This is a genomic window from Gordonibacter sp. (genome assembly GCF_036667095.1).
Lineage (GTDB): Bacteria > Actinomycetota > Coriobacteriia > Coriobacteriales > Eggerthellaceae > Gordonibacter.
Window position 1 is genome coordinate 1 of the sequence record NZ_JAVWUP010000010.1, and the last position, 21,213, is coordinate 21,213.

A 21,213-nucleotide genomic window follows, 5' to 3' on the forward strand; every position below is an offset into this window, starting at 1 on the left:
GATACTTTACCTTCCCGCTACCCTCGTGTCAAGAACTATTTTCAAAACTTTCGAAGCTTCTTGACTCGCACTTTCATGCTTATCTTTTACTTCTGTTTGAAAGAGAGTCTCTTCCGAAGGAACGGCCACGCTCTCCTCAAGCGCGGGTTTAGTATAATACCGGTAAAGCTTCCGTTACGCAATGATAAATTCCAAATTTATGCAAAGTTCTTGCGACGGACAGCATAAGACCTGATCGGAAGAGTTCATACTTCCAAAACGTGCGGCGACCGCTCCTCAACACCTTACTTGTGGCAGGCATCGCCTTGGCGACCAACTTATCTACCCTTACTCTGGCCGTTTCCCTCCAAGCCCGCTCCCTGAGCATTACCTTGGCCCGGGCCTTGGCCGGAGGGTCCTCGTCCACCGCCCGGGCCGCGTCCTCCGGAACCCTTTCCATCGCCTGCTCCTTGGCCTTTACCGGCCTCCTGCCCACGGCCCCCTGACCCAGTTTCGCCACCCGGGGCCAACGAGGCCCCTCCACCGGCAATCGCAATACGATCGCGCAACTCCCTCATGCTCATTGCCGCACAGTCCTCAAGCGACAAGCTGGGATCAAGCTCAATCAGCTGCAAAGCCGCACGATAGCGTCCCGTACCCATTCCCGCCGCCATAGCCGCCTCCCGTGTGGCGACGTCGACCGTCTGGCTTTCCCCTTCGCAAGGCAGAGAACTTAGGCAGGCATTGCTTTGCTGCTGGAGATCGTCGGTTTGCCGCGCATCGGCGGCCGTAACGCTTATCTCTACAAAAGCATCAGCCTGCAGGTAGGGTTCAAATGCCGCACTGGAGGCAAGCGCGTCGACCGCATCGTTGTACCGCTTCCCTGAAACAGGCACTTCTTGCAGAAGACCCTCGCCATCTTCGTTGAACGCCGTGGCCGAAACGACAATGTCGAAGCGGTTGATACCAAGCTCCACGGAAGGATTGACGTCGATTCCCACATAAGCGGTTTCCTCAAAATACAACTTCGCACCAACAATACCAACTACTGCAAGCGCAAAACATGCAGCCAAGGCAACGGCTGCATGCCTCCATCGCGCGCCATGGGGCGCTCGGCGCGCCGAAGCATGAGAAGTGGAAGACGATCCCGAGCTTTTCTGCACCTCAAAGACACGCCCCGGTGAATCGGAAGCTTTCGATTCCGGGAAAGGCAGTACGCATCCAGGCGCAAGCGGCTCGGCGCCATCGGTTTCCGACTCGTCATCAGACGACCTGCCACCAGCCACACCCAACACCTGAGCGACAACCGGCACACCGACCCCCGCGGACACCCGTGCGGGCTTGCTTGGCCCGACTGCTCCCGATGCGGGCTTCAATGAGTTCAGGAGGGCTCGCGGCTCTTCTCCTGCTTCATGTTCGCCCAGCCGATGCCCCGACTCTTGTCGAGCCAATTCGTCGAGAGCTCCAAGGGTTCGTGCTTTCACCTCGGCAGGAACCTCGATCGCGTCAAAGGCCCCGCGAACGCGATGTTCAAGATCGCTCATGCAAGAGCCTCCTTCAGCATCGTTTTGCCACGAGCAAGCCAAGAATAGACGGTATTCACGGGAGCATCCACCATATCCGCTATTTCAGGGGCGGTATAGCCCTCGTAAAGAGAAAGATAAAGAGGGGTGCGTGGAGGATCGTCCATGGATTGCATGATATCGACCACCTCGCTCGCGAAGGATGCTGGCTGGGATTCGCTGTCGGGCGAAACGAAGTGATTTGCGTACACCTCTTCATCAAAGGATACGTTCGACCGACTGGCTGCCTTGAGCATGTCTTTGCATACATTGGTCGCCACGCGAATCAGCCAAGCTTTCCGGTGCTCTTCGCCATTAAATGACGTAGTATCGGCGGTTGCGTATTTGATCATAGTTTCTTGGAATGCATCTTCCGCATCGGCCGAAGCGCGAAAAAAGAGAAGACAAACACGCCATACGGTCGATCCGTGTGCATCCATTACGCACTCTATGTCGTCTCGCGCCCTCACGGAACTTCAGCGATTCACCTTCAAACTAGCGCCCCATGCCCCTGCCGCCACCGTTGCCACGGCCGTTGCCGTTGCCGTTGCCGTTGCCGACATTATCGCACACGCCGTCGCCATTGGAATCGACATAACCGCCGCCATTTCCAGCGCCCGTGCCATTACCATTACCATTACCATTGCCGTTGCCGACGTTATCACACACGCCATCCCCGTCATTGTCGACAAACCCGCAACCGTTACCTGCACAGGCACCGGTTCCAGCTCCAGAGCCATTTCCCCTACCTGCGCCAAAACCACCGTTTCCAAGGTTATCGCACACGCCGTCTCCATCCGAGTCGACGTAACCGCCTCCGCCACCTGCGCCAGCTCCGGTTCCTTGGTTGTCGCACACCCCATCTCCGTCAGCATCAACGAACCCCGGAGCAACCTGCGCCACGGGCGCTACCGCAGCCGGAGCCTCAGCAACGACCGGAGCCGGGGCCTCTTGAGAAACCTGCTGCGCCGCCGGCGCTGGCTGCGGGGCCGCCGGAGCAGCGTTGGCGAAAGCGATGGTCGGCAACGCAATTGCGGCAACTGCGACAACCGTAATGAGTGCTGCGGTCTTTTTCTTTTCCATTATCAGATCCTCCTCGTTCGGTTTATTTCTTTCTACACTACCAACACGAGTGAGCAAGGAGAATCCTTGCAAGAATTTTTCTTTTTTTCAAAAAAAGAAACGGAGCCTCGTTTTGCAAATGCAAAACGAGGCTCCGTTTCCCTGCCAAGCGTTACACCAGCCTGACGAATTTACGTTTGCCCACTTGCACAACCGCGCCTTCGAGCTGGGCTGGATCGACGTTGTACGCCTTCGAGGGCACCACCACGCCCCCGATCTTCACGCCGCCACCGTCAATGAGGCGGCGCGCCTCCCCGGCGCTGGCCGCAAGGCCTGCATCGGCGATAAGCTTTGCCAGATAGACCAGGCCCTCCTCGTTCGGCGTCAGGTCGGCCTTGAACACAGGGACGTCGTCGGGAACAGCATGCTGCTTGAACACGAGGTCGAACTGCTCTTCGGCAGCCGTTGCCGCGTTGGAATCGTGATAGGCCGCAACGATGTTCTGGGCCAAGGCTCGCTTGACCTTGTTGGGATGCAGCTCGTCAGCGGCGAGGCCGCGTTCGATCCCGTCGATCTCGTCGACAGAGCAGGTAGAGGCCAGACGATAATACTTCACCATGAGCTCGTCGGGGATGGACATGATCTTGCCGAACATGTCGGCCGGCTCGTCGGTGAGGCCGATGTAGTTGCCGTAGCTCTTCGACATCTTCTGCACGCCGTCGGTACCCTCAAGCAGCGGCAACGTCAGGCACACCTGCGGCTCCTTGCCCATCTTCTCCATAAGCTCCCGGCCGGCGAGCAGGTTGAACAGCTGATCGGTGCCGCCCAGTTCGACATCGGCGTCAATGACAACCGAATCGTAGGCCTGCATAAGCGGGTAGAGGAACTCGTGCAAGCTGATAGGCAGGCTTCCCGTATAGCGCTTTTGGAAGTCGTCGCGCTCAAGGATGCGCGCCACGGTGAAGTTGCTGGCCAGCTTCAGCAAACCTTCCATATTCAGCGCAAGCAGCCACTCGGAGTTGTAGCGCAAGGTGGTCTTTTCGGGGTCGAGTACCTTAAACGCCTGATCCACATAGGTTTGAGCATTCACTTTGATCTGCTCGGACGTGAGTTGCGGGCGCGTGGAATTGCGGCCCGACGGATCGCCGATAAGCGCGGTGCCGTCACCGATGATGAGCGTGACGCCATGACCGAGGTCCTGGAACTGGCGAAGTTTGCGCAGCGGCACGGCATGGCCCAGGTGGATATCGGGAGCCGTGGGGTCTACGCCCAGTTTGATGTTCAGGGGCTTGCCGCGCTTGAGCTTTTCGAGCAGCGCGCTTTCCGGCACGATCTGGGCGGTGCCGGAGGCGATAATGTGCAGTTGTTCTTCAGCGGATAGCATGTCGATTCCTGTTCTGGTTTCCTTACTATATATAGGTTGGGATTCTAGCATATATGGACAGATGATTTTCAAGCTTCAGTGGAACGAATGTGCCCCGGCTTCCCCCGCAGGTACCTCCGTGCAAAAAGGGAGGACCCTCAGAGGCCCTCCCTTTTTGCACGATCGCTTGGAATGAAGAGGCCTACGATACGCCTCGGAACAGATGGCCGGTGGTTGCGCCAGGAATTTTGGCCACGGCATTGCCGTCGCGCAAAGCCACATCGCGCGCGCGAACGGCGCGGGCCACAGCAGCAGAAGTCTCCTCGACGTTCATAAGGGTAGTATCAACCATGAAGGCCGAGAGGCCGGCTCCGATAAGATCCGGCATGGCATGAGCGACATCGAGCGTCACGCCGTTGTAGAGATGACCGCGACCGAGAGCGTCGGTAACGACGGGAAATTCGAATCCCTTGCGATCCTTCAGGTAGTGAGGGCTCTTGCGGCGCGGGCACACATCGCACTGCTCGTCGCACGGGCCCTGGCTCATAAGCAGGCAATGCTCGCAGACCATAAGCTCCTGAGCGCCGATAACGGTAAGGCCGAGCGCAACGGGTGCGTCTTGGGCGAGGTCGCTTATCTGACCGAGCGTAAGCTCGGGGGAAAGCCATACCCGCTGGGCACCCAGAGCGGAAGCCGTTTCAAGGGCAATGCGGTTCACCAGGGGCACATGGGGACCTACCTCGGCCAGTGCGCCCATCTCCGTCGCACGCACAAGGGAGCCGAGGCTATCCGCAAATACCGGCTTGCCCGGCTTCACGTAGCGCCACGGATCGAAGTCGAGTCGCTCTTCGCGCGTATCGGGCACAGGATCGTGGTCGACGGCAGGCAGAGCGGTAATGCACTGCTTCGGATAACCTGCCTGCTCGGCCGTACCGGAACGCTGCCCGGCGATGACGGCTTCACCTCGCTTGTAGTTGAGGGCGGGAACGTAGATAGCATCGGCTCCTGCGCGTTTTGCCGCACGCGCACAGGCAGGATTCGTCGCCCATGCGGTAATCGAGCAACCGCGTTCGCGGACCGGTGCCACACGTTCGCGGGCACGCACACGTGGCAAGGTGCGGTCGCGATAAGATGCAAGCAGCTCTCGCTCCAGGTTTTCGAGCGCTTCGGCGCGGGCGCGGTGCAGCTGAGAGAACCCGATACCCACGCCGTCGTCCAATTGAATGTCGAGCGAGGAGAGCACAAAGGGCGTCTGGCCCAACCGGTCGATATGGACCCGCACGTCATCAGCCGTGACGGCTTTCGTGCGGGCTGCTTCCACCAGGGAGCCCTCCACGATACCGACCGCTCCGCCTAGACTCCGGCCAGCCAGCACTCCCTCGCCCGCTGGCCGCTGCTCGTCCGCCAGACGGAACTCCACACGAAGCGGCAGGCCGATACGCAGGGTCACCGAGCCGACGACCTGGACGCGCGGAGCAAGAGCATCGTCCGCGAAACCGGCGGCCGCATTGCGCACACGAAACACCCGGTCTCCCTTGCCGACAGGGCGTTCGGGCGACGTACGCACGAAGCCGTCGCGATCGAGGGCAACCACGCCGAGCGTATGGGCGAAGTGGCCCTTGTTCGTCCAGAATTCGAGCACGTCCCCTTCATGGAGCTCTTCCTCGGCTGCAAGGGCAGCGATGCCGTCGCGCGCATAGGCCACGCGGCCGACGAACACGCCGCGGTTGTTGGGGCGTCCGTAGCTCATGATGTCGTTGCCCCGCTGGCCCTCAAGGTAGGCCGTAGTGAAACCGCGCGAGAACGCCTCTTCCAAAGAGCGGCGCTCCTCGTCGCTTGCATGCTCCGCGACCGAATCGCCTTGACCTGGGCCCGCTTGTGACACCGCAATGCGGTCGAGCACGGCACGGTAGGCTGCCGTCACGGCGAACACGTAATCGGCCGACTTCATGCGTCCCTCGATCTTGAGCGACGCCACACCCGCATCCAGCAACTGAGGCAGCAGATCAACGACGCAGAGATCCTGTGGCGACAGCAGATGCTCACCAGGGGACGGCAGGTCTTTGCGCTGTGCAGCATTATGCAGCTCGTAGGGGAGCCGGCACGCCTGTGCGCAGAGGCCTCGGTTTGCAGAGCGACCTCCGATCAGGGAAGACATGAAGCACTGCCCCGAGTAGCACACGCACAGCGCACCATGGGCAAACGCCTCGACTTCTAATCCATGGTCGGCGGCAACGGCTGACAAGTGCGCGACCTCTGCAAGCGAAAGTTCGCGCGCCAGCGTAACCCGGCGGGCACCCAGTTTGGCCGCAGCCTCGATACCGGCCGCATTATGCGTGTTCATCTGTGTTGAAATATGAAGACGCACCTGGGGAAGCGTGCGCGCGAGTTCGGCGGCTAATCCGATATCCTGCACGATGAAGGCATCGGCGCCTGCCCGGTATGCCTGCCGAGCACATTCGAGCGCTTGGTTGATTTCGGAGGGCAGGATTGCCGTGTTCAACGTGACGTAAACACGCACGCCCCTTAGGTGGGCGTAATCGCATGCTTCCGCGAACGACTCGCTCGTGAAGTTATCGGCATTGCGACGCGCGTTGAATGCGTCGAGCCCAAGGTAGACCGCATCAGCACCCGCCGTCACCGCCGCATGCAAAGCGGCCGCGCTTCCGGCAGGCGCCAGCAGTTCGGGGCAATTCGATAGGGTATCTTCTCTTTGAGGTGCCATGGTACTCCCTGCTTATAACATGCGGACTTTTCTCATATTTATGCGTACGAGCAGCCGCTTTATGATCTTTTCCTGCGCCGCTTATCACAAGGTTACGATTCAATAACGGCAGTGGTAGTATACTCGAACCATGAAAATACGGCGAAAACAGCGCGAAACGCGCACCCATGCCATAAAATGGCTTCTGCTGGTAGCAGCTGTGGCACTCTGCTTTGTGGCTTATCAAGGAGTCAAAGGCGTATTACACGTCATGGAAGATTGGACCAGCGATCTTCCCAGCCTCGAGAACACCGATGCGTTCAACTTCGCAGAGGACTCGCACATGCTCGACAGCAGCGGGAACACCATGCTAGCGGAATTCCAGCTGGAGAACCGCACCCCCGTCGATCAAAACCAGGTGAGCGAATACGTGCTCAAGGGCACCGTCGCCACTGAGGACGTACGCTTCCACGAACACAACGGTGTCGACCCCACCGGTATCGCGCGAGCGCTTATGAACAACCTGACCGGCGGTGCGCTCGAAGGTGCCTCCACCATCACCCAGCAGCTCGTGCGCAACACCGTACTGTCGCAGGAAGCCAACGACATCTCGTTCGAGCGCAAGATTCGCGAGGCGCAGTTGGCCATCAACCTGGAAAAGAAATATTCCAAAGACCAGATCCTCATGTTGTACCTGAACACCATCAACTACGGCGACCAGTGCTACGGTATCGAGGCGGCAGCGCAGAACTACTTCCAAACGACATCGCTCGATCTGACGCTAGTGCAGGCGGCCACCCTTATCGGCATACCCCAGTCCCCCACCGCCAACAACCCTAAATTGAACCCCGATACCTGTCTTAAACGGCGCAATGTAGTGCTAGACCGCATGCTCTCTGCCGGCGTTATCACGCAAGAGGAGCATGACGTAGCCCAAAACGAGCCGCTGGCGCTGAACCCTGCGCCGCCCGCACCCGAAGAGGGCATCTACGCATACCCCTATTTCACCAGCTTCGTGCGCGATAAGCTTCTCAATGAGGGCGATAAATTCAACCTTTCTGATGGCGATCTCTTCGAGGGTGGCCTCACGGTCTACACTTCCCTCAACACGGATCTACAGGACAAGGCCGAAGCTGCCTGCGTGGCACAAAATGAGCGGATGGACGAGAATCTCGAATCGGCATTGGTAGCCATCGATCCCCAGAATGGCTATATCCAGGCCATGGTGGGAGGCAAAGACTACTTTCAAAACAAGTGGAATATAGCCGCCCAAGGCGGGCAACCTACCGGCTCGACTTTCAAGGCCTTCACACTCGCAGCCGCTATCGAACAAGGCATCGACCCGAAGACACCCATCGATTGCAGCAATCCCATGAAAGTGGACGATGGCCATGAACTATGGAACTTTGGAAACTATAATTTTGGCACTCTCTCTATTCAGAACGCCACCGCAAAGTCTTCCAACACGGGGTATTACCGCCTTGCCCAGCAGGTGACACCCGCAGCTATGAACGACATGGCCGCACGCCTTGGAGCCGATATCGTAGACCCGAACAACATACCCATGGAAACGCTCGGAACCGAAAATGTCACACCTTTGAGCATGGCGGGCGCCTATGGAACCTTCGCAACAGGGGGAATCAAGCATGATGCCATCGCTATCACTAAGATAGTGGATAAGGGCGGTAATGTCATCTACGAGGCGCCGGACACGAGTACTCGCGTTATATCCGAAGAGGTATCGGGTGCTGTAACGAAAGTACTGAAAACAGTATTCAACTCCGAAGGCACTGCTGCCGGCATGGGGCCGCTGAACGGACAACCTGTAGCCGGAAAGACCGGTACCGTTATGGAGTTCCGCGGCCATTGGCTCGTCGGCTATGCCCCGACAATTTCATGCGCAGTATGGATCGGCGATCGAAACTACCAGCCAACTGAAGAGTCCCTGACCGCAAACGCTCTTTGGCAGGACTTCATGTCGCGCGCGCTTGAGGGGCAGCCCATCGTGCAATTCCCCGAAACCCAGGATCCCGAATACAAGAACCCCTTCAATACCGAGCAGCAAAAGAAACTAGGCAACGAGGAAAAGGATCCTTCGAAAGCTCCCAGCGTAGTAGGCAAAACGATTCCCCAGGCTCAAGCTCTGCTTGGCGGGTATGTGGTATACACCATCGAGGAGTACTCGGACACCGTTGCCGCAGGCCTCATAATAAGCCAAAGCGTGGAGGGCAACCGGTTGCTGCTGCATGTGTCGAAGGGAGCGAAACCGGCAGATCCCGCCCCAACACCCCCACCAAGCCCCACACCCGACCCCCCTACACCCGATCCTCCTAAGCCGCCCAACCCCGATCCGCCACCTAACCCAGCGCAGGGAGCAACTTAGTCGCCCGTCGTCCTCCGCTCCCTCTTGTCTTGCGACTCACGCTCGCAATCTACCGAGAAGAGAAGGCAAAACAAGAAAGCGAACCCGAAATCGATCGCAGAACCAAGTACTACCGGGGTCGTAACCAAACTGCAAGGCCATGGCTCAATCGAACAACCTCGCATAAACACAAAGCCCTGCTTCCGCAACAAGAGGAAGCAGGGCTTTGTGTTTATGGATGAATGGTTTGGAGACAAGCGCCGCCCGACCACGTCGAGCGCCCTGCGCACAAGGCAGATTCGTTAGTTCTTCTCCGTCGCTTTGTTGTCGCCGGATTGGAGCTTGCCGATGCCCTCGTCGTATGTCGCCTTGCTGGCGGCAATGCGCTGATCGTAAGTTGACCAGTCGAACGGATGCGCGTCGGTAGCGCTGTCGATCTCGGTATAGAGCTCAACGTAGGCGTTCAGCGCGTCTTTAAGCTTGTTCGTGCCGTCGACGTACTCCTGCTGGATATCCTTCAGATCCTCGGGTGGCTCCAGCTTGCCCAGTTCGTCAAGAGCTTTGTAGGCATTGTCGGCCTGAGTGCGCATACCTACCACGTCGCCGCGTGACACGGCATCGGTAAAGCTGTCCAGCCGGCTCTTCAAATCCTCCATCGTCTGGTTCACTTGGGTCATATACTTACGGTTGTCAGTCTGCTGTTGAGCAGCGGCATTATCTTGCTGCACGCAACCAGCGAGCACAGCAACCATCATGACGGCAGCGCACGCGACGCCGACGATCCTGACGAGGGTGTTCCGTTTCATGTGCAACCTACCTACTTTCATTCGTATCGAGCATCGCCGTGTGCGATGCGAGCATTCGTTCAAAGCAATTATGCCGCAAATGGCAAGAGCATGCGAGACCAAGCAGGAGCGAACCGCATGGATGCCGCGGAAGGAGCGGTGCCGCCACCGCCTGTTCCGCCCCCGGTGCCGCCTCCTGTACCGGGATCGGTACCACCACCGGTGCCGCCGCCGGTCCCACCGCCCCCGGTGCCGCCGCCTGTCCCACCACCCCCGGTGCCAGGGTCGGTGCCGCCGCCTGTCCCGCCGCCGGTGCCGCCTCCTGTACCGGGATCGGTTCCTCCCCCGGTGCCGGGAGTGCCGGGAGTGCCGGTGCCACCGCTCGATCCCCCGCCGGTCGTGCCGCCAGTGCCGTTGCCGGTATCGGTGTCGGAACTGCTCGAATCGTTCGAACCTGAGTTGCTCGAGCTGCTGCTGTACCCACCGACATGATACTTCGTGTCCGAGTAGGTCTTGTATTGGGGATCGGCAGCGTACTCAAAATCTTCGAGCGGCTTGTCACGCAGGGCCGCGCTCATAAACTCACTGAACACGTCTCCCGCTCCGATACTAGAAGGTAAGGAAACTTCTCTATTTTTGTCTCCAAACCAGACCGACGTGGACAACTGGGGCGTGATACCGCAAAACGTGATGTCCTTGTAATCTGAACTCGTACCCGTCTTAGCTGCCACAACCTGCCCGCTCGATAACCGCGCATCGGAGCCGGTTCCCTGATAACCTGTCACAACTGTCTTCATAACCTCGGTGGCTGCATGAGCTACCTCGGGGCTGATAACCTGGCTGCCGTGTGTACGCGCCAGCTCGGTATCGGGAACCGTGTTGTCAATAATAAGGTTACCCTCGGCATCGTATATTTTCAGGATAGGGGTGGTATCAACCTTCACACCATTGTTTGCAATGGCAGAATAAGCACTCGACATATCGAGAATCGTGACATTTTGCTCCCCGAGGGTAAGCGAACCCACCGGGTTTAGCGGCGACGTAATACCCATGCGCTCGGCAATCTCCACAACCTTGTCGGCACCAAGAGAGGACTGCAAGCGCACAAAGCCGGTATTCGACGACACCTCAAAGGCCCCCGCGATACTTCGATAACCAAAATTGATATTATTAATGTTGTTCAAGGGGGAGCTCGCAGGATAGCCCACCTCAGGTAAAATCGCCGGGTTTGAGCAATCAATCATCGTTTGAGGGGAAATTCCCGCCTCCAAAGCAGCGATGAGTGTAAAGGTCTTGAACGAAGATCCGCACGCACGACCAGGGTTTGCGGAAGTCGGATCGCCCGTGGCTAAATTGAACTTGTCCGTTGCCCAGTCGCGCCCACCCACCAATGCCTTAACATGCCCCGTGGAGGGCTCGATAGACACCAGAGATCCCTGAAGGGCGTTTGGATCTTGGCCTTCCTCAAGCTGCCACTGCACCATCCGTGCCAGCTCAGCCTCTTTGTTGGCTACCGCCGTCTCAGCCTCTCTTTGAAGCGTCGGGTCAAGCGTTGTGACAATGCGGTAGCCACCTTTCAGTATCTCTTCTTCAGAAAAGTTATAGGCTCCCTTCGGATCAGTAAGCACATAGCGCACATAGCTGGTGAAATAAGGGGAGTCCAGAATGCCATCCACCGTAGGCGCCGTAGGATTCAAGGCAAGCGGCTCAAGTTTCGCCGCATCGTGTTCCTCTTGCGTGATGTAGCCGTTCGACAACATGCGATCGAGTACAAGGTTTCGCCGTGCTAGGCAATTCTCCTCGTTGTCGATCGGATTGTTGTAAGTCGGCGATTGGGGGATGCCCACCAGCGTGGCGGCCTCAGTAAGAGTGAGGTCGGTGGCGTTTTTCGAGTAGTACCGCTGAGATGCCGCCTGTATGCCGTAAGCACCCGAGCCGTAGTTGATGTTATTGAGATACATGAGGAGTATCTCGTCTTTTGAATGGAGCTCTTCCACTTTGACGGAGAGGTACATCTCGCGCACTTTTCGCTTAATGGAGATGTCGTTCATCTCGTCGAAAAGGATGGTGTTGCGAATCAGCTGCTGAGTAATAGTTGAGGCACCTTCTTTACCCGAACCGGTCACATTCACCACGAGAGCACGGGCGATGCCCGCAAGATCGAACCCTCCATGGTCGTAGAACCGCTCGTCTTCAGTGGCAATCGTGCCTTGCGCAACATAGGCGCTTATCTGGTTCAGCTCGACTTCCTCACGGTTCTCCGCTTGAAATTTTGCCAGCTGTGTAGCATCGTCGTTCGCATAGACCTCGGATGCTTGGGAAACGTTAAACGAATCCATATTCTGGTAATCGGGCAGCGTCTCGGGGTCCAACCACGACGAGCCCAGGGCATAAACACCCACACCACCTGCTGCGATAACGGCCACCAGTACGGTGACGAATATGAGAAGACCGTACCAAGGATGCTTTTTCTTGATGCTCGGCCTATTCTTTATTGAACGTGAAGCCACGTGACACCTCCCAAAAAACTCTCGCCATTGTATCATCGCGAGGAAACCCCTTATGAATCAACATAAGTTTGTTGGAAAATGGTCACAACGCAAAAGGGCCGATGAGAGGCCAAAAAGGTTGAAGCGCCCCAGGAGAGCGCTTCAACCTTTTGTGCAATCCGCGATAAAAACTGCGCTAGATGACAGCCTCGTCCGCAGCAAGCGCGGCCTTTGCCTGTCGCATCTGTTCGGCAACAGCCGATCCGGCGGTTCCACCGATAGTCGTACGAGCGGCGACGATGGCGTCCAGGTCGAGCGACGACACGATGTCGGCTTCGAACAGCTCGCTTTCGGCTTGGAAGTCCTCAAGTGACAAGTCGTCCAGATCGCAACCGCGCTGCTCGCACAGCAGTACCAGATGGCCCACGACGGCATGGGCGCTTCTAAACGGCATGCCCTTCTTTGCCAGGTAATCAGCCACATCGGTAGCCGCAAGGTAGCCCTTTTTCGCCTGCGTGCGCATGTTCTCAGGCTTGAGCTGCATGGTCGCGATCATGCCGGCGGCGCACACAAGGCAGTCCTCGAGCGTCTTGGCAGCATCGATGGCACCCTCTTTGTCCTCCTGCAGGTCCTTGTTGTAGGCCAGGGGCAATGCCTTCATGGTAACGAGCAGGGCCACGAGGTCGCCCACCACGCGTCCCGTCTTGCCGCGGATCAGCTCGGCGAAATCGGGGTTCTTCTTCTGCGGCATGATAGACGAGCCGGTGGAGAACGCATCGGACAGCTCGATGAAATCGAACTCGGCGCTCGACCACAGTACGATCTCCTCGCACAAACGCGACAAGTGCATGCACGACACGCTGCAAGCGTACGAGAGGTCCAACAGGAAATCACGATCGGACACCGCATCGAGTGAGTTGGGGATGACACTCGCGAAGCCAAGCGCATCAGCCGTCATCTGACGGTCGAGCGGGTAGGTGGTACCCGCAAGCGCCGCGGCACCAAGCGGGCTGGCATCCGCGGCGCGACGTGCGGCAGCCAAGCGCTCGAAGTCGCGGGTGAGCATCCACACGTAGGCCAGCATATGATGGGAGAACAGCACCGGCTGGGCATGCTGCAAGTGCGTGTAGCCCGGCATGATGGTGGCAGGATGGGCTTCGGCCTGCTCGACGAGAGCATAGCGTAGCGCGACGTTTGCCGCCATAAGGTCGGCGCACCGCTGCTTGGCGAACAGGCGCGTATCGGTGGCTACTTGGTCATTGCGGCTGCGACCCGTATGGAGGCGCGCGCCGGCATCGCCGATGTCGGCGATAAGCGCACGTTCCACCGACATATGGATGTCCTCGTCGTTGATATCGAACACAAAGTCGCCCGCCTCGATGCGCTCTTTGATGCGCGCAAGGCCGCCCTCGATAGACTGCGCGTCTTTCGAGGCGATAACGCCGCAAGATGCCAGCATATTCGCATGCGCCGTGGAGCCAGCGATATCCTGCGCATAGAGCGCCTTATCCACCGGCAGCGATGCGCCGAAGCGCTGGGTGAATTCGCTCACGTTCTCCGTGAACCTGCCCGACCAGAGTGCCATAGGTTTCCCTTCGTTCAGTAGTGCAACGTAATCGACAGATGCCTGCGGAAGCGGAAATGAGCGGCCGCCCCTGCAAGGCACCCTCCGGCGACCTGCGGTCTGCTGGAGGGTATCGCCCTTTACGCGAGCACTGCCTCCGCTTCCTCGATGACGGCCTTGGCGCCGATGGACGTCACGCCCTCGTACTTGCCCTTCGTAAGGGGGCCTGCCTGCTTTTCCGCATCGAACAACTCGGCGGGCGCGCCTTCCTGCCTGCGATTCGCGGCCCACGTCTTCGTGGACAGCGTCTGCAACTGGATGAAGCCCTTGGCGGCTGTATGGTCGAACGCGTCGTCCTTGTCGTAGGTGGCCAGCGCGTAGTCGTAGAGCGAGTAGGCGCTCTTCCGGCCGACGACGGTGCAGGAACCCTTGTAGAACTTGAGCTTCACCGTACCGGAGAGGCAGCGCTGCGTAGAGACCATGAACGAATCGATGGCTTCCTTGAGCGGCGAGAACCACTGACCGTTGTAGACGGCGGTGGCCCAGGCCTGCTCCATGCCCAGCTTGTAGTGCAGCACCTCCCGCTCCAGAACCAGGTCCTCGAGGGCCTTATGGGCCTGGATGAGCGCAAGGCCGCCCGGCACCTCGTAGCACTCCCTGCTCTTCACGCCCACGAGCCGGTTCTCGATCATGTCGATCCGGCCATAGCCGTGCTTGCCAGCGATCTCGTTCAAAGCGTAGACGACGCCGAGGAAGCTCTTCTGGTTGCCGTTGATCATATACGGCAGGCCCCGGGCGAACGTGAGCTCCACGTACTCCGGCTGGTCGGGTGCCTCAACCGGATCGGCGGTCATGGTGTAGATGTCCGCGGGCGGCTCGGCCCACGGGTCTTCTAGAGTGCCGCACTCGATGGCCCGGCCCCACAGGTTGTCGTCGATGGAATACGGCGAGGCCTTTGTCACCGGAACTTCGATACCGTGCTCAAGCGCCCAGTCGATCTCCTCGGGCCGCGTGTGCAAGTCCCACTCGCGCACCGGGGCCAAGATCTCGATGTTCGGATCGAGCATGGTGATGCTGGCCTCGAAGCGCACCTGGTCGTTACCCTTACCCGTACAGCCGTGCGCAACATACTTGGCACCAAACTTATGAGCAGCGTCAACCAAATGCTTGGAGATAAGCGGCCGCGACAAAGCCGACACGAGCGGGTACTTGTTCTCGTACATGGCATTGGCGGCAAGCGCCTTGGCCAAGTACTCGTTGGCAAACGTATCCCGCATGTCCACCACGAGGCATTCGAGTGCGCCTGATTTCAAAGCCTTCTGCTTGACCTTCTCCAGCCCCTCGTGCTCTTGCCCTACGTCGCCGACGACGGCGATGACATCAAGGTTGTTCTCGACTTGCAGCCATTTGATGCAGCACGACGTATCCAGTCCGCCCGAATAGGCCAGTACGACTTTTTCCTTTTGCTCAGCCATGATGGTAGTTCCTTCCCTCTGTTCAGCTTGTTCGTATAGTAGTGCCCGGATCAACGATGCTGAACACGGATAGGCCTTGGCTCCCCGGTGCCGTTCAAGGCATACGGGGGCACGAAATTCCGTGTGCATCGCGGCTTTTCGCGACGGCATGAGCGGCCGGGCGGCCCTCACGACTTAGTGCTGCTAGGCAGCGTTGGGGTGAGTGGAGGGAGAAAAGCGTCCCTCGAGAAGTATGTGGACGACTAACGTCGTCGCAGTCGGTCGATGGCACGCTCTACGTCCAGAGCGGCCTCGGGGCTTTCGGCGGCAATCATGATGGTGTTGTCGCCGGCAACGGTGCCAAGAGCACCGCGCAAGCAGGCCTTATCGAGCGCAGCAGAGACGCCGGCAGCTCCGCCGGAGAACGTCTTCACTACGATAAGATTGCCTGCCACGTGTACCTCTTCAACTAGTTCGGAAACCATGCGCTGCAAGCGCATTTCCTCGGGAAGCACGTAATAGCCTTCGCGGGACTTCACCAGACCCATGTCCATGATGTCCCGAGAGATCGTAGCCTGAGTGCAATCGTATCCAGCGGCTTGCAGCTGATCGGCAAGATCACGCTGCGTTTTGACATTGTTTTCGCGAATGATGTCGCGAATGATGTCATGCCGTTGTTGCCGCTTCCTCATGCCTTGGCTACTCTCTCGTTTCTCGCGGAGAACTATTACATACGGTTTCACAGCCATTCGCAGGTATATGCAGAAAATCGCAATACCGACGAAAAATATGCATTAAATAGTACCTTATGTTGACGCATTTGCGAAGAAGTAATTTCCAAAAGCGCAAAAAAGTTTTATCAAGTCCGTTTTCCCGGCACGCACAAGTCCGCAAAGCGACAGGCGGGCGATCTATGCAGAAGAAGAGTTTACCTCAACAAACGGCGCAAACGCTCGACAAGCACGTCGATATCGGATTTCTGGCACACGAGCGGCGGCAGGAAGCGCAGGGTATGCGGACCGGTAGCGTTCAGCAGCAGGCCCTCGTCCAGCGCACGGGCAACCACGTCGTTGGCGTCGTTCGCGTCGTCGAGGTCGGCAGCCACCATAAGCCCCAGGCCGCGCACCTCTTCCACTTGGGGAAACTCCGCCAAGCGCGCACGCAGGTAAGCACCCACCTGCTCGATCCGATCGGAGAAACCTTCATCTGCTAGCGTATGCAGCGTTGCCCGCGCCGCAGCGACGGCCAGGCAGCTGCCGCCGAACGTGGAGCCGTGGTCCCCCGGCCCGTACGACGCAGCTACGTCGGAGCGCGCCGCACACATGCCGGTCGGCATGCCGGATGCCACGCCCTTGGCGATGGTAACGACATCGGGCATGATGCCGAGCTTCTGGAACGCGAACGGGGTACCGCAGCGGAAGATGCCGGTCTGCACCTCGTCGCATATGAGAAGGGCGCCACGTTCCTGCGTGAGACGGCGGGCCGCTTGCAGGAACTCCGTCGTGCAGGGATGCACGCCGCCCTCCCCCTGGACGCATTCGACCATGACAGCGCAGATATCGTCTCCTTGCTGGGCGAAGAGGGCCTCGAGGGCCTCTACGTCGTTCAAGGGCGTGTGGGCGAACCCATCGGGCAGCGGCTGGAACGCCTCCTGCTTGGCAGGCTGGGCCGTGGCGGCCAACGTCGCCATCGTGCGTCCATGAAAGCTGCGATCGAGCGTGACGATGATGCGCGGTGCGGTGGCAGCAGCGGCCTCAGCAGCAAGGTCATCGCCACCGGCAGCCAAGATGCCTGCGGCAGCATGCTTGCGAGCATGCAGGCGCGCAAGCTTGATGGCGCATTCGTTGGCCTCGGCACCAGAATTGGCGAAGAAGCTCTGCCACGGCGTAGCGTCGGATGAGGCACCGTGGTTGAGTAGGTCGGAAAGCTGCTGGGCAAGCTCGCCGCGACCTTCGATGTAGTAGTAGTTGCTTACGTGCATGAGGCGCTCAGCCTGCGTGCGAACCGCTTCTACGACAGCTGGATGGCAATGTCCCAGGCTGATGACGCCAATGCCTCCGATAAAGTCGAGGTACGTGCCCCCCTGATCGTCCTCCACGGTCATGCCGCGGCCACGCACCAGCTCAACGGGCTTGCGTCCGAACGTATGCATAACAAAGGCAGATTCCAATTCCTGCTGTTGCTCAAGGCTCATGCGATCAGCTTCTCTCCTGTTTCGTTTCTTCTCCGCCGTCCAGCCAACGCTCAGCGCTGTTGATGATGCTGCATTTCCAGCAACACCTGTTCGCGGTTCTCGAGCAGTTTGGAGGCGAACTTGCCCAGCGGGTGCGCATCGAACTTGCACGATTCCTCGGTACAGTGCATCGTGGTGCCCACGCCGATGCTGGTAAGCAGCTCGAGCAGCAGCGCATGGGGAGTGGTTCCATTCAGGATATGGGCGCGGAACACGCCGGCCTCAAGTGCATGCACGCACGACTTCAACTTGGGAATCATGCCAGCAGAGACGACGTTGTTCTCGATCATGTACTGGGCTTCGAATACGGTAAGGTTTGAGAGGAGCGTGCCCTTGTCTTTGAAGTTCTCGTAGAGTCCGTCCACGTCCGTCAGGAATATCACCTTGTGCGCGCCGATGGCCGCGGCAATATGGCCGGCCACCAAGTCGGCGTTCACGTTGTAGAACCCGCCATCCTCGCCGAGTGCCACCGATGCCACCACTGGGATGTAATCGCCAGCCACCAAATCGTCAAGCAGCGGACGGTTGATGCGCGTGATGCGGCCCACGCGGCCCAACTCGGGGCTGAGCTGTTCGGCTACGATAACGCCCGCATCGGCACCCGAGAGCCCGACAGCGAAGTTGCCATGCTCGTTCAGCGCCTCGACGAGATCCTGGTTCACCTTGCCCGTGAGCACGGTGCGCACCAAGTCCATAGCCTCGGGCGTGGTGACGCGCTGGCCGTCCTTGAACTCAACGGGCAGCTGCATACGATCCATCGCCTCGGTGATGGCCAGACCGCCGCCGTGTACGATGACCGGATTTACGCCGACGATCTTCAGCAGCACGATGTCGTTCATGACTTGGGCGCGCAATTCCTCGTCCACCATGGCCGATCCGCCGTATTTGATGATAACGGTCTTGCCCGTGATGTTCTTGATCCACGGAAGCGCCTCGGCAAGTATCTCTGCGGCTTTACTCGATGCGCCTTTGGGGCGGGTGTCCTTTGCGTATTTCATGAGCGGTAGTCTCCGTTGATCGTGATGTATTCGTGCGTGAGGTCGCACGTCCAAATCGTGGTGGACGCATCGCCAGCGCCAAGATCGACGTCGATGACGATTTCGGGCTGCTCGAAGCGACGCAAAGCCTCGTCTTCGTCGAACGGTACCGTAAGCCCACAGCGGCACACCGGCAGTCCCAGGATATCGATAGCGGCATCTTCCTGGCGGAAGGCCGCACCCGACTTGCCGATAGCCATGGCGATACGGCCCCAGTTCGCATCGTGGCCGCAAACAGCCGTCTTTACCAACGGGGAGTTCGCAATGGCGCGCGCGGCCCCGTCGGCATCGGACGCATTGGCCGCACCCGACACGTTCACGGTGACAAGGCGCGTGGCGCCCTCTCCGTCAGCCGCCATCTGGCGTGCAAGATCTTCGCAGACGGAAGCCAGCGCCGCGCAGAACGCGGCATAGGCCGGAGAACCGGGAGCAAAGGGGGTCGCGTCGGCAGGCGCCGCCACGCCGCTCGCCAGCAGGAAACACGAGTCGTTCGTAGAGGTATCGGAGTCGACGGTGACCTTGTTGAAGCTGCCGGCGGCGGCGGCGGCGAGCGCCGCATGCAGTGCGTCGGGCAGTACCGGAGCGTCGGTGGTGACGACGGCGATCATCGTGGCCATGTCCGGCATGATCATGCCGGAGCCCTTCGCCATGCCGCCCACCGTGAACGTGCAGCCCGGATACCCGACGGCCGCACCGTCAAAGGAGACGGCAGCCTCCTTGGGACGGGTGTCCGTGGTCATGATGGCGCGTGCCGCGTCGGCGCCGCCGTCGGTCGAGAGGAGCTGCGCTGCCAGCGGCAGGCCTTCCTCGAACGGGCCAAGCGGCAGGTGCTCGCCGATGACGCCGGTGGAGGCGACCATGACCTCCTCTTCCGGACAGCCCACGACCTCGCCTACCATGCGCGCCGTTGCGCGGGCGGCTTCCAGGCCGGGCTCTCCGGTTGCCGCATTCGCATTGCCCGAGTTCACCGCCACGGCGCGCGCAGTGCCGTAGGCAGGCGATCCTGCCTGCGCGCCCAAGTGCTCGCGGGACACGCTCACCGGAGCAGAGCAGAACACGTTTCGGGTGAACACGGCTGCACACGCGCACGGCTCGTCAGAGACTACCAGCGCCATATCGAGACGGCCCGGGTCCTTGCGGAAGCCGGCATGGATACCGGAAGCCCGGAACCCGCGCGCAGCGGTGACACCACCCCGGACAGCCGTGAGATCCAACCCTTCGCGACCTTGGACGGCAGGCGAGCCATCCGGTCGCAAAGGGGCGACGGCTGCGGCCGTATCGGCAGGTAAGGGGGAGCTGGTGTCCATAGAGTGCTTCTTTCTCGAGGACGGCCGAGGGGCCGCGGGCTTCGCTGCTATAGTACGCTGCCGCCTATACCGGAACGGCGACAGAATCGAACCCTTGTCGCTCGGGCAGGCCGCAGACGATATTCGCGCATTGCAGAGCCTGGCCTGCAGCACCCTTCCCCAGGTTGTCGATGGCGCACACAGCGACAAGCATGCGCGCCCGCTCGTTTACGGCAAGGCCGATATGCGCGAAGTTCGTACCGGCGACCGACGAGGTCTTCGGCATGGTGCCGCCGCCCAGCACCTGCACAAAAGCGGAGTCGCGGTAGAAGTCGCGGTACAGCGTCTCGTAGGCGGCAACGTCGGCCGGCGCGTCGGCGCTCAGCGGCACGTTCGCCGTGGAGAGCAAGCCGCGGTTCAACGGTGCCAGATGCGGCGTGAACACCAGGCGACCGGGAATGCCGAGGATCTGCTCGATCTCGGGCGTATGGCGGTGAGTGCCCACGCCGTAGGCCTCCACGTTCTCGTCGGCGAAGCAGAAATGCGTCCGCGACGTGGCCTTCTTCCCTGCGCCGGTCACACCTGAGATGGCATCCACCACCACGACGCCGTCTGTGGCCTTGAACCCGGCACGCACGGCGGGAGCCGCAGCGAGAGACGTGGCCGTAGGATAGCATCCGGCACAGCCGACCAGCACCGGCTTGCCAGCTGCCCGATCGGCGGCAGCGCGCGCAAGGCCATCGCGAAACAGCTCGGGGAGACCGAATGCCGCGCGGGCTAAGAGTTCGGGTGCTGTATGGGGCGTGGCGTACCACTGCTCGTAGACCGCCGGGTCCTTCAGGCGGAAATCGGCCGAGAGATCGATAACGACCGCGCCGCGCGCAACGAGGCCGGGGGCCAGAGCGAGCGCTGCCGTATGCGGGACCGCCAAAAACACGAGGTCGCACGCGTCGAGCGCGGGGTCGTCGTGCCTGGCAAAGACGAGGTCGGTCGCACCGGTGAAGCCGGGGTACTCGACGGCAACGGGCACGCCTGCCAGCTCGTTGGACGTGACGACCGCAAGCTCAAGGTCGGGGTGGCGCAGCACCAACCGCACCAGTTCGATGCCGGCGAAACCCGCCGCGCCAACGATACCCGTGGTAATGGCCATATCGATCCTCGCTTGTCATCACGCCGGACACGCAAGCCCGGCTTGTCCAAGCATCTCTACCCAAAATATTGCACTTGCACAAAAATGGGCTTCAACACCACTGCGTCCATCCTAAAAAAGAAAACCCCGTTTGGCAAGGCACACGGCAAAATAGGTATACGAATACCGCCGTCGGCCGGACAA

15 protein-coding genes are annotated in these 21,213 nt (G+C 59.7%); 1 reads left to right on the plus strand and 14 read right to left on the minus strand.

The genetic code is table 11. From position 1 onward, the window contains the following. Positions 1-317 precede the first annotated feature (317 nt). From RR842_RS02080 to RR842_RS02100, 5 genes are all read right to left on the minus strand, one after another. Positions 318-1,523, minus strand: coding sequence for a hypothetical protein (locus RR842_RS02080; RefSeq protein WP_332728894.1), 1,206 nt, complete (start codon positions 1,521-1,523; stop codon positions 318-320). Next, positions 1,520-1,981, minus strand: a complete 462-nt coding sequence (locus RR842_RS02085; RefSeq protein WP_332512060.1) for a sigma-70 family RNA polymerase sigma factor — start codon at positions 1,979-1,981, stop codon at positions 1,520-1,522. Before RR842_RS02085 ends, RR842_RS02080 begins: the two co-directional genes overlap by 4 nt. 55 nt (positions 1,982-2,036) lie before the next feature. Then, positions 2,037-2,624: a hypothetical protein gene (locus tag RR842_RS02090; protein WP_332728895.1), complete on the minus strand. Its 588-nt coding sequence runs from the start codon at positions 2,622-2,624 to the stop codon at positions 2,037-2,039. Positions 2,625-2,775: 151 nt separating this feature from the next. Further along, complete coding sequence (gene tyrS, locus RR842_RS02095) at positions 2,776-3,987, minus strand: tyrosine--tRNA ligase (RefSeq protein ID WP_332512064.1); 1,212 nt, start codon at positions 3,985-3,987, stop codon at positions 2,776-2,778. A 181-nt stretch (positions 3,988-4,168) separates the two neighbouring features. Continuing rightward, complete coding sequence (locus RR842_RS02100) at positions 4,169-6,691, minus strand: DUF3656 domain-containing protein (RefSeq protein WP_332554264.1); 2,523 nt, start codon at positions 6,689-6,691, stop codon at positions 4,169-4,171. 250 nt (positions 6,692-6,941) lie between these two features. On the opposite strand from RR842_RS02100, the gene RR842_RS02105 reads away from it, so the two are divergent. Further along, a complete protein-coding gene (locus RR842_RS02105) occupies positions 6,942-9,053 on the plus strand; it encodes a penicillin-binding protein (RefSeq protein WP_332728896.1) in 2,112 nt (703 codons plus the stop codon). A 281-nt stretch (positions 9,054-9,334) separates the two neighbouring features. Here RR842_RS02105 and RR842_RS02110 read toward each other — a convergent pair whose 3' ends face one another. From RR842_RS02110 to argC, 9 genes are all read right to left on the minus strand, one after another. Next, entirely contained in the window at positions 9,335-9,838 is a 504-nt protein-coding gene (locus RR842_RS02110) for a hypothetical protein (RefSeq protein WP_332512068.1), read from the minus strand. Between the two features lie 68 nt (positions 9,839-9,906). Then, positions 9,907-12,327 carry a transglycosylase domain-containing protein gene (locus tag RR842_RS02115; protein ID WP_332723987.1) on the minus strand — a complete coding sequence of 807 codons (2,421 nt, stop codon included), beginning with the start codon at positions 12,325-12,327 and terminating at the stop codon, positions 9,907-9,909. 175 nt (positions 12,328-12,502) lie between these two features. Further along, positions 12,503-13,891 carry an argininosuccinate lyase gene (gene argH / locus RR842_RS02120; protein ID WP_332553751.1) on the minus strand — a complete coding sequence of 463 codons (1,389 nt, stop codon included), beginning with the start codon at positions 13,889-13,891 and terminating at the stop codon, positions 12,503-12,505. A gap of 119 nt (positions 13,892-14,010) precedes the next feature. Continuing rightward, positions 14,011-15,345, minus strand: coding sequence for an argininosuccinate synthase (locus RR842_RS02125; protein WP_332728897.1), 1,335 nt, complete (start codon positions 15,343-15,345; stop codon positions 14,011-14,013). 242 nt (positions 15,346-15,587) lie between these two features. Next, a complete protein-coding gene (locus RR842_RS02130; RefSeq protein WP_332512074.1) occupies positions 15,588-16,016 on the minus strand; it encodes an ArgR family transcriptional regulator in 429 nt (142 codons plus the stop codon). Between the two features lie 236 nt (positions 16,017-16,252). Then, a complete protein-coding gene (locus RR842_RS02135; RefSeq protein ID WP_332553752.1) occupies positions 16,253-17,518 on the minus strand; it encodes an acetylornithine/succinylornithine family transaminase in 1,266 nt (421 codons plus the stop codon). 50 nt (positions 17,519-17,568) lie between these two features. After that, complete coding sequence (gene argB, locus RR842_RS02140) at positions 17,569-18,555, minus strand: acetylglutamate kinase (protein WP_332512076.1); 987 nt, start codon at positions 18,553-18,555, stop codon at positions 17,569-17,571. After that, positions 18,552-19,901 carry a bifunctional glutamate N-acetyltransferase/amino-acid acetyltransferase ArgJ gene (gene argJ / locus RR842_RS02145; RefSeq protein WP_332728898.1) on the minus strand — a complete coding sequence of 450 codons (1,350 nt, stop codon included), beginning with the start codon at positions 19,899-19,901 and terminating at the stop codon, positions 18,552-18,554. Before argJ ends, argB begins: the two co-directional genes overlap by 4 nt. Positions 19,902-19,965: 64 nt before the next feature. Further along, positions 19,966-21,030 (minus strand): N-acetyl-gamma-glutamyl-phosphate reductase, encoded by a 1,065-nt coding sequence (argC, locus tag RR842_RS02150; RefSeq protein ID WP_332517558.1) that lies wholly within the window; start codon positions 21,028-21,030, stop codon positions 19,966-19,968. Positions 21,031-21,213 lie beyond the last annotated feature (183 nt).

Excerpts from the sequence above, each read along its gene's own strand:
- RR842_RS02135 (WP_332553752.1), bottom strand. The coding sequence starts at position 17,518 with ATGAGCCTTGAGCAACAGCAGGAATTGGAATCTGCCTTTGTTATGCAT.
- RR842_RS02085 (WP_332512060.1), bottom strand. The coding sequence starts at position 1,981 with ATGGATGCACACGGATCGACCGTATGGCGTGTTTGTCTTCTCTTTTTT.
- argJ (WP_332728898.1), bottom strand. The coding sequence starts at position 19,901 with ATGGACACCAGCTCCCCCTTACCTGCCGATACGGCCGCAGCCGTCGCC.
- argB (WP_332512076.1), bottom strand. The coding sequence starts at position 18,555 with ATGAAATACGCAAAGGACACCCGCCCCAAAGGCGCATCGAGTAAAGCC.
- argC (WP_332517558.1), bottom strand. The coding sequence starts at position 21,030 with ATGGCCATTACCACGGGTATCGTTGGCGCGGCGGGTTTCGCCGGCATC.
- RR842_RS02110 (WP_332512068.1), bottom strand. The coding sequence starts at position 9,838 with ATGAAACGGAACACCCTCGTCAGGATCGTCGGCGTCGCGTGCGCTGCC.
- RR842_RS02130 (WP_332512074.1), bottom strand. The coding sequence starts at position 16,016 with ATGAGGAAGCGGCAACAACGGCATGACATCATTCGCGACATCATTCGC.
- RR842_RS02090 (WP_332728895.1), bottom strand. The coding sequence starts at position 2,624 with ATGGAAAAGAAAAAGACCGCAGCACTCATTACGGTTGTCGCAGTTGCC.
- RR842_RS02125 (WP_332728897.1), bottom strand. The coding sequence starts at position 15,345 with ATGGCTGAGCAAAAGGAAAAAGTCGTACTGGCCTATTCGGGCGGACTG.
- RR842_RS02105 (WP_332728896.1), top strand. The coding sequence starts at position 6,942 with ATGGAAGATTGGACCAGCGATCTTCCCAGCCTCGAGAACACCGATGCG.
- argH (WP_332553751.1), bottom strand. The coding sequence starts at position 13,891 with ATGGCACTCTGGTCGGGCAGGTTCACGGAGAACGTGAGCGAATTCACC.
- RR842_RS02080 (WP_332728894.1), bottom strand. The coding sequence starts at position 1,523 with ATGAGCGATCTTGAACATCGCGTTCGCGGGGCCTTTGACGCGATCGAG.
- RR842_RS02100 (WP_332554264.1), bottom strand. The coding sequence starts at position 6,691 with ATGGCACCTCAAAGAGAAGATACCCTATCGAATTGCCCCGAACTGCTG.
- tyrS (WP_332512064.1), bottom strand. The coding sequence starts at position 3,987 with ATGCTATCCGCTGAAGAACAACTGCACATTATCGCCTCCGGCACCGCC.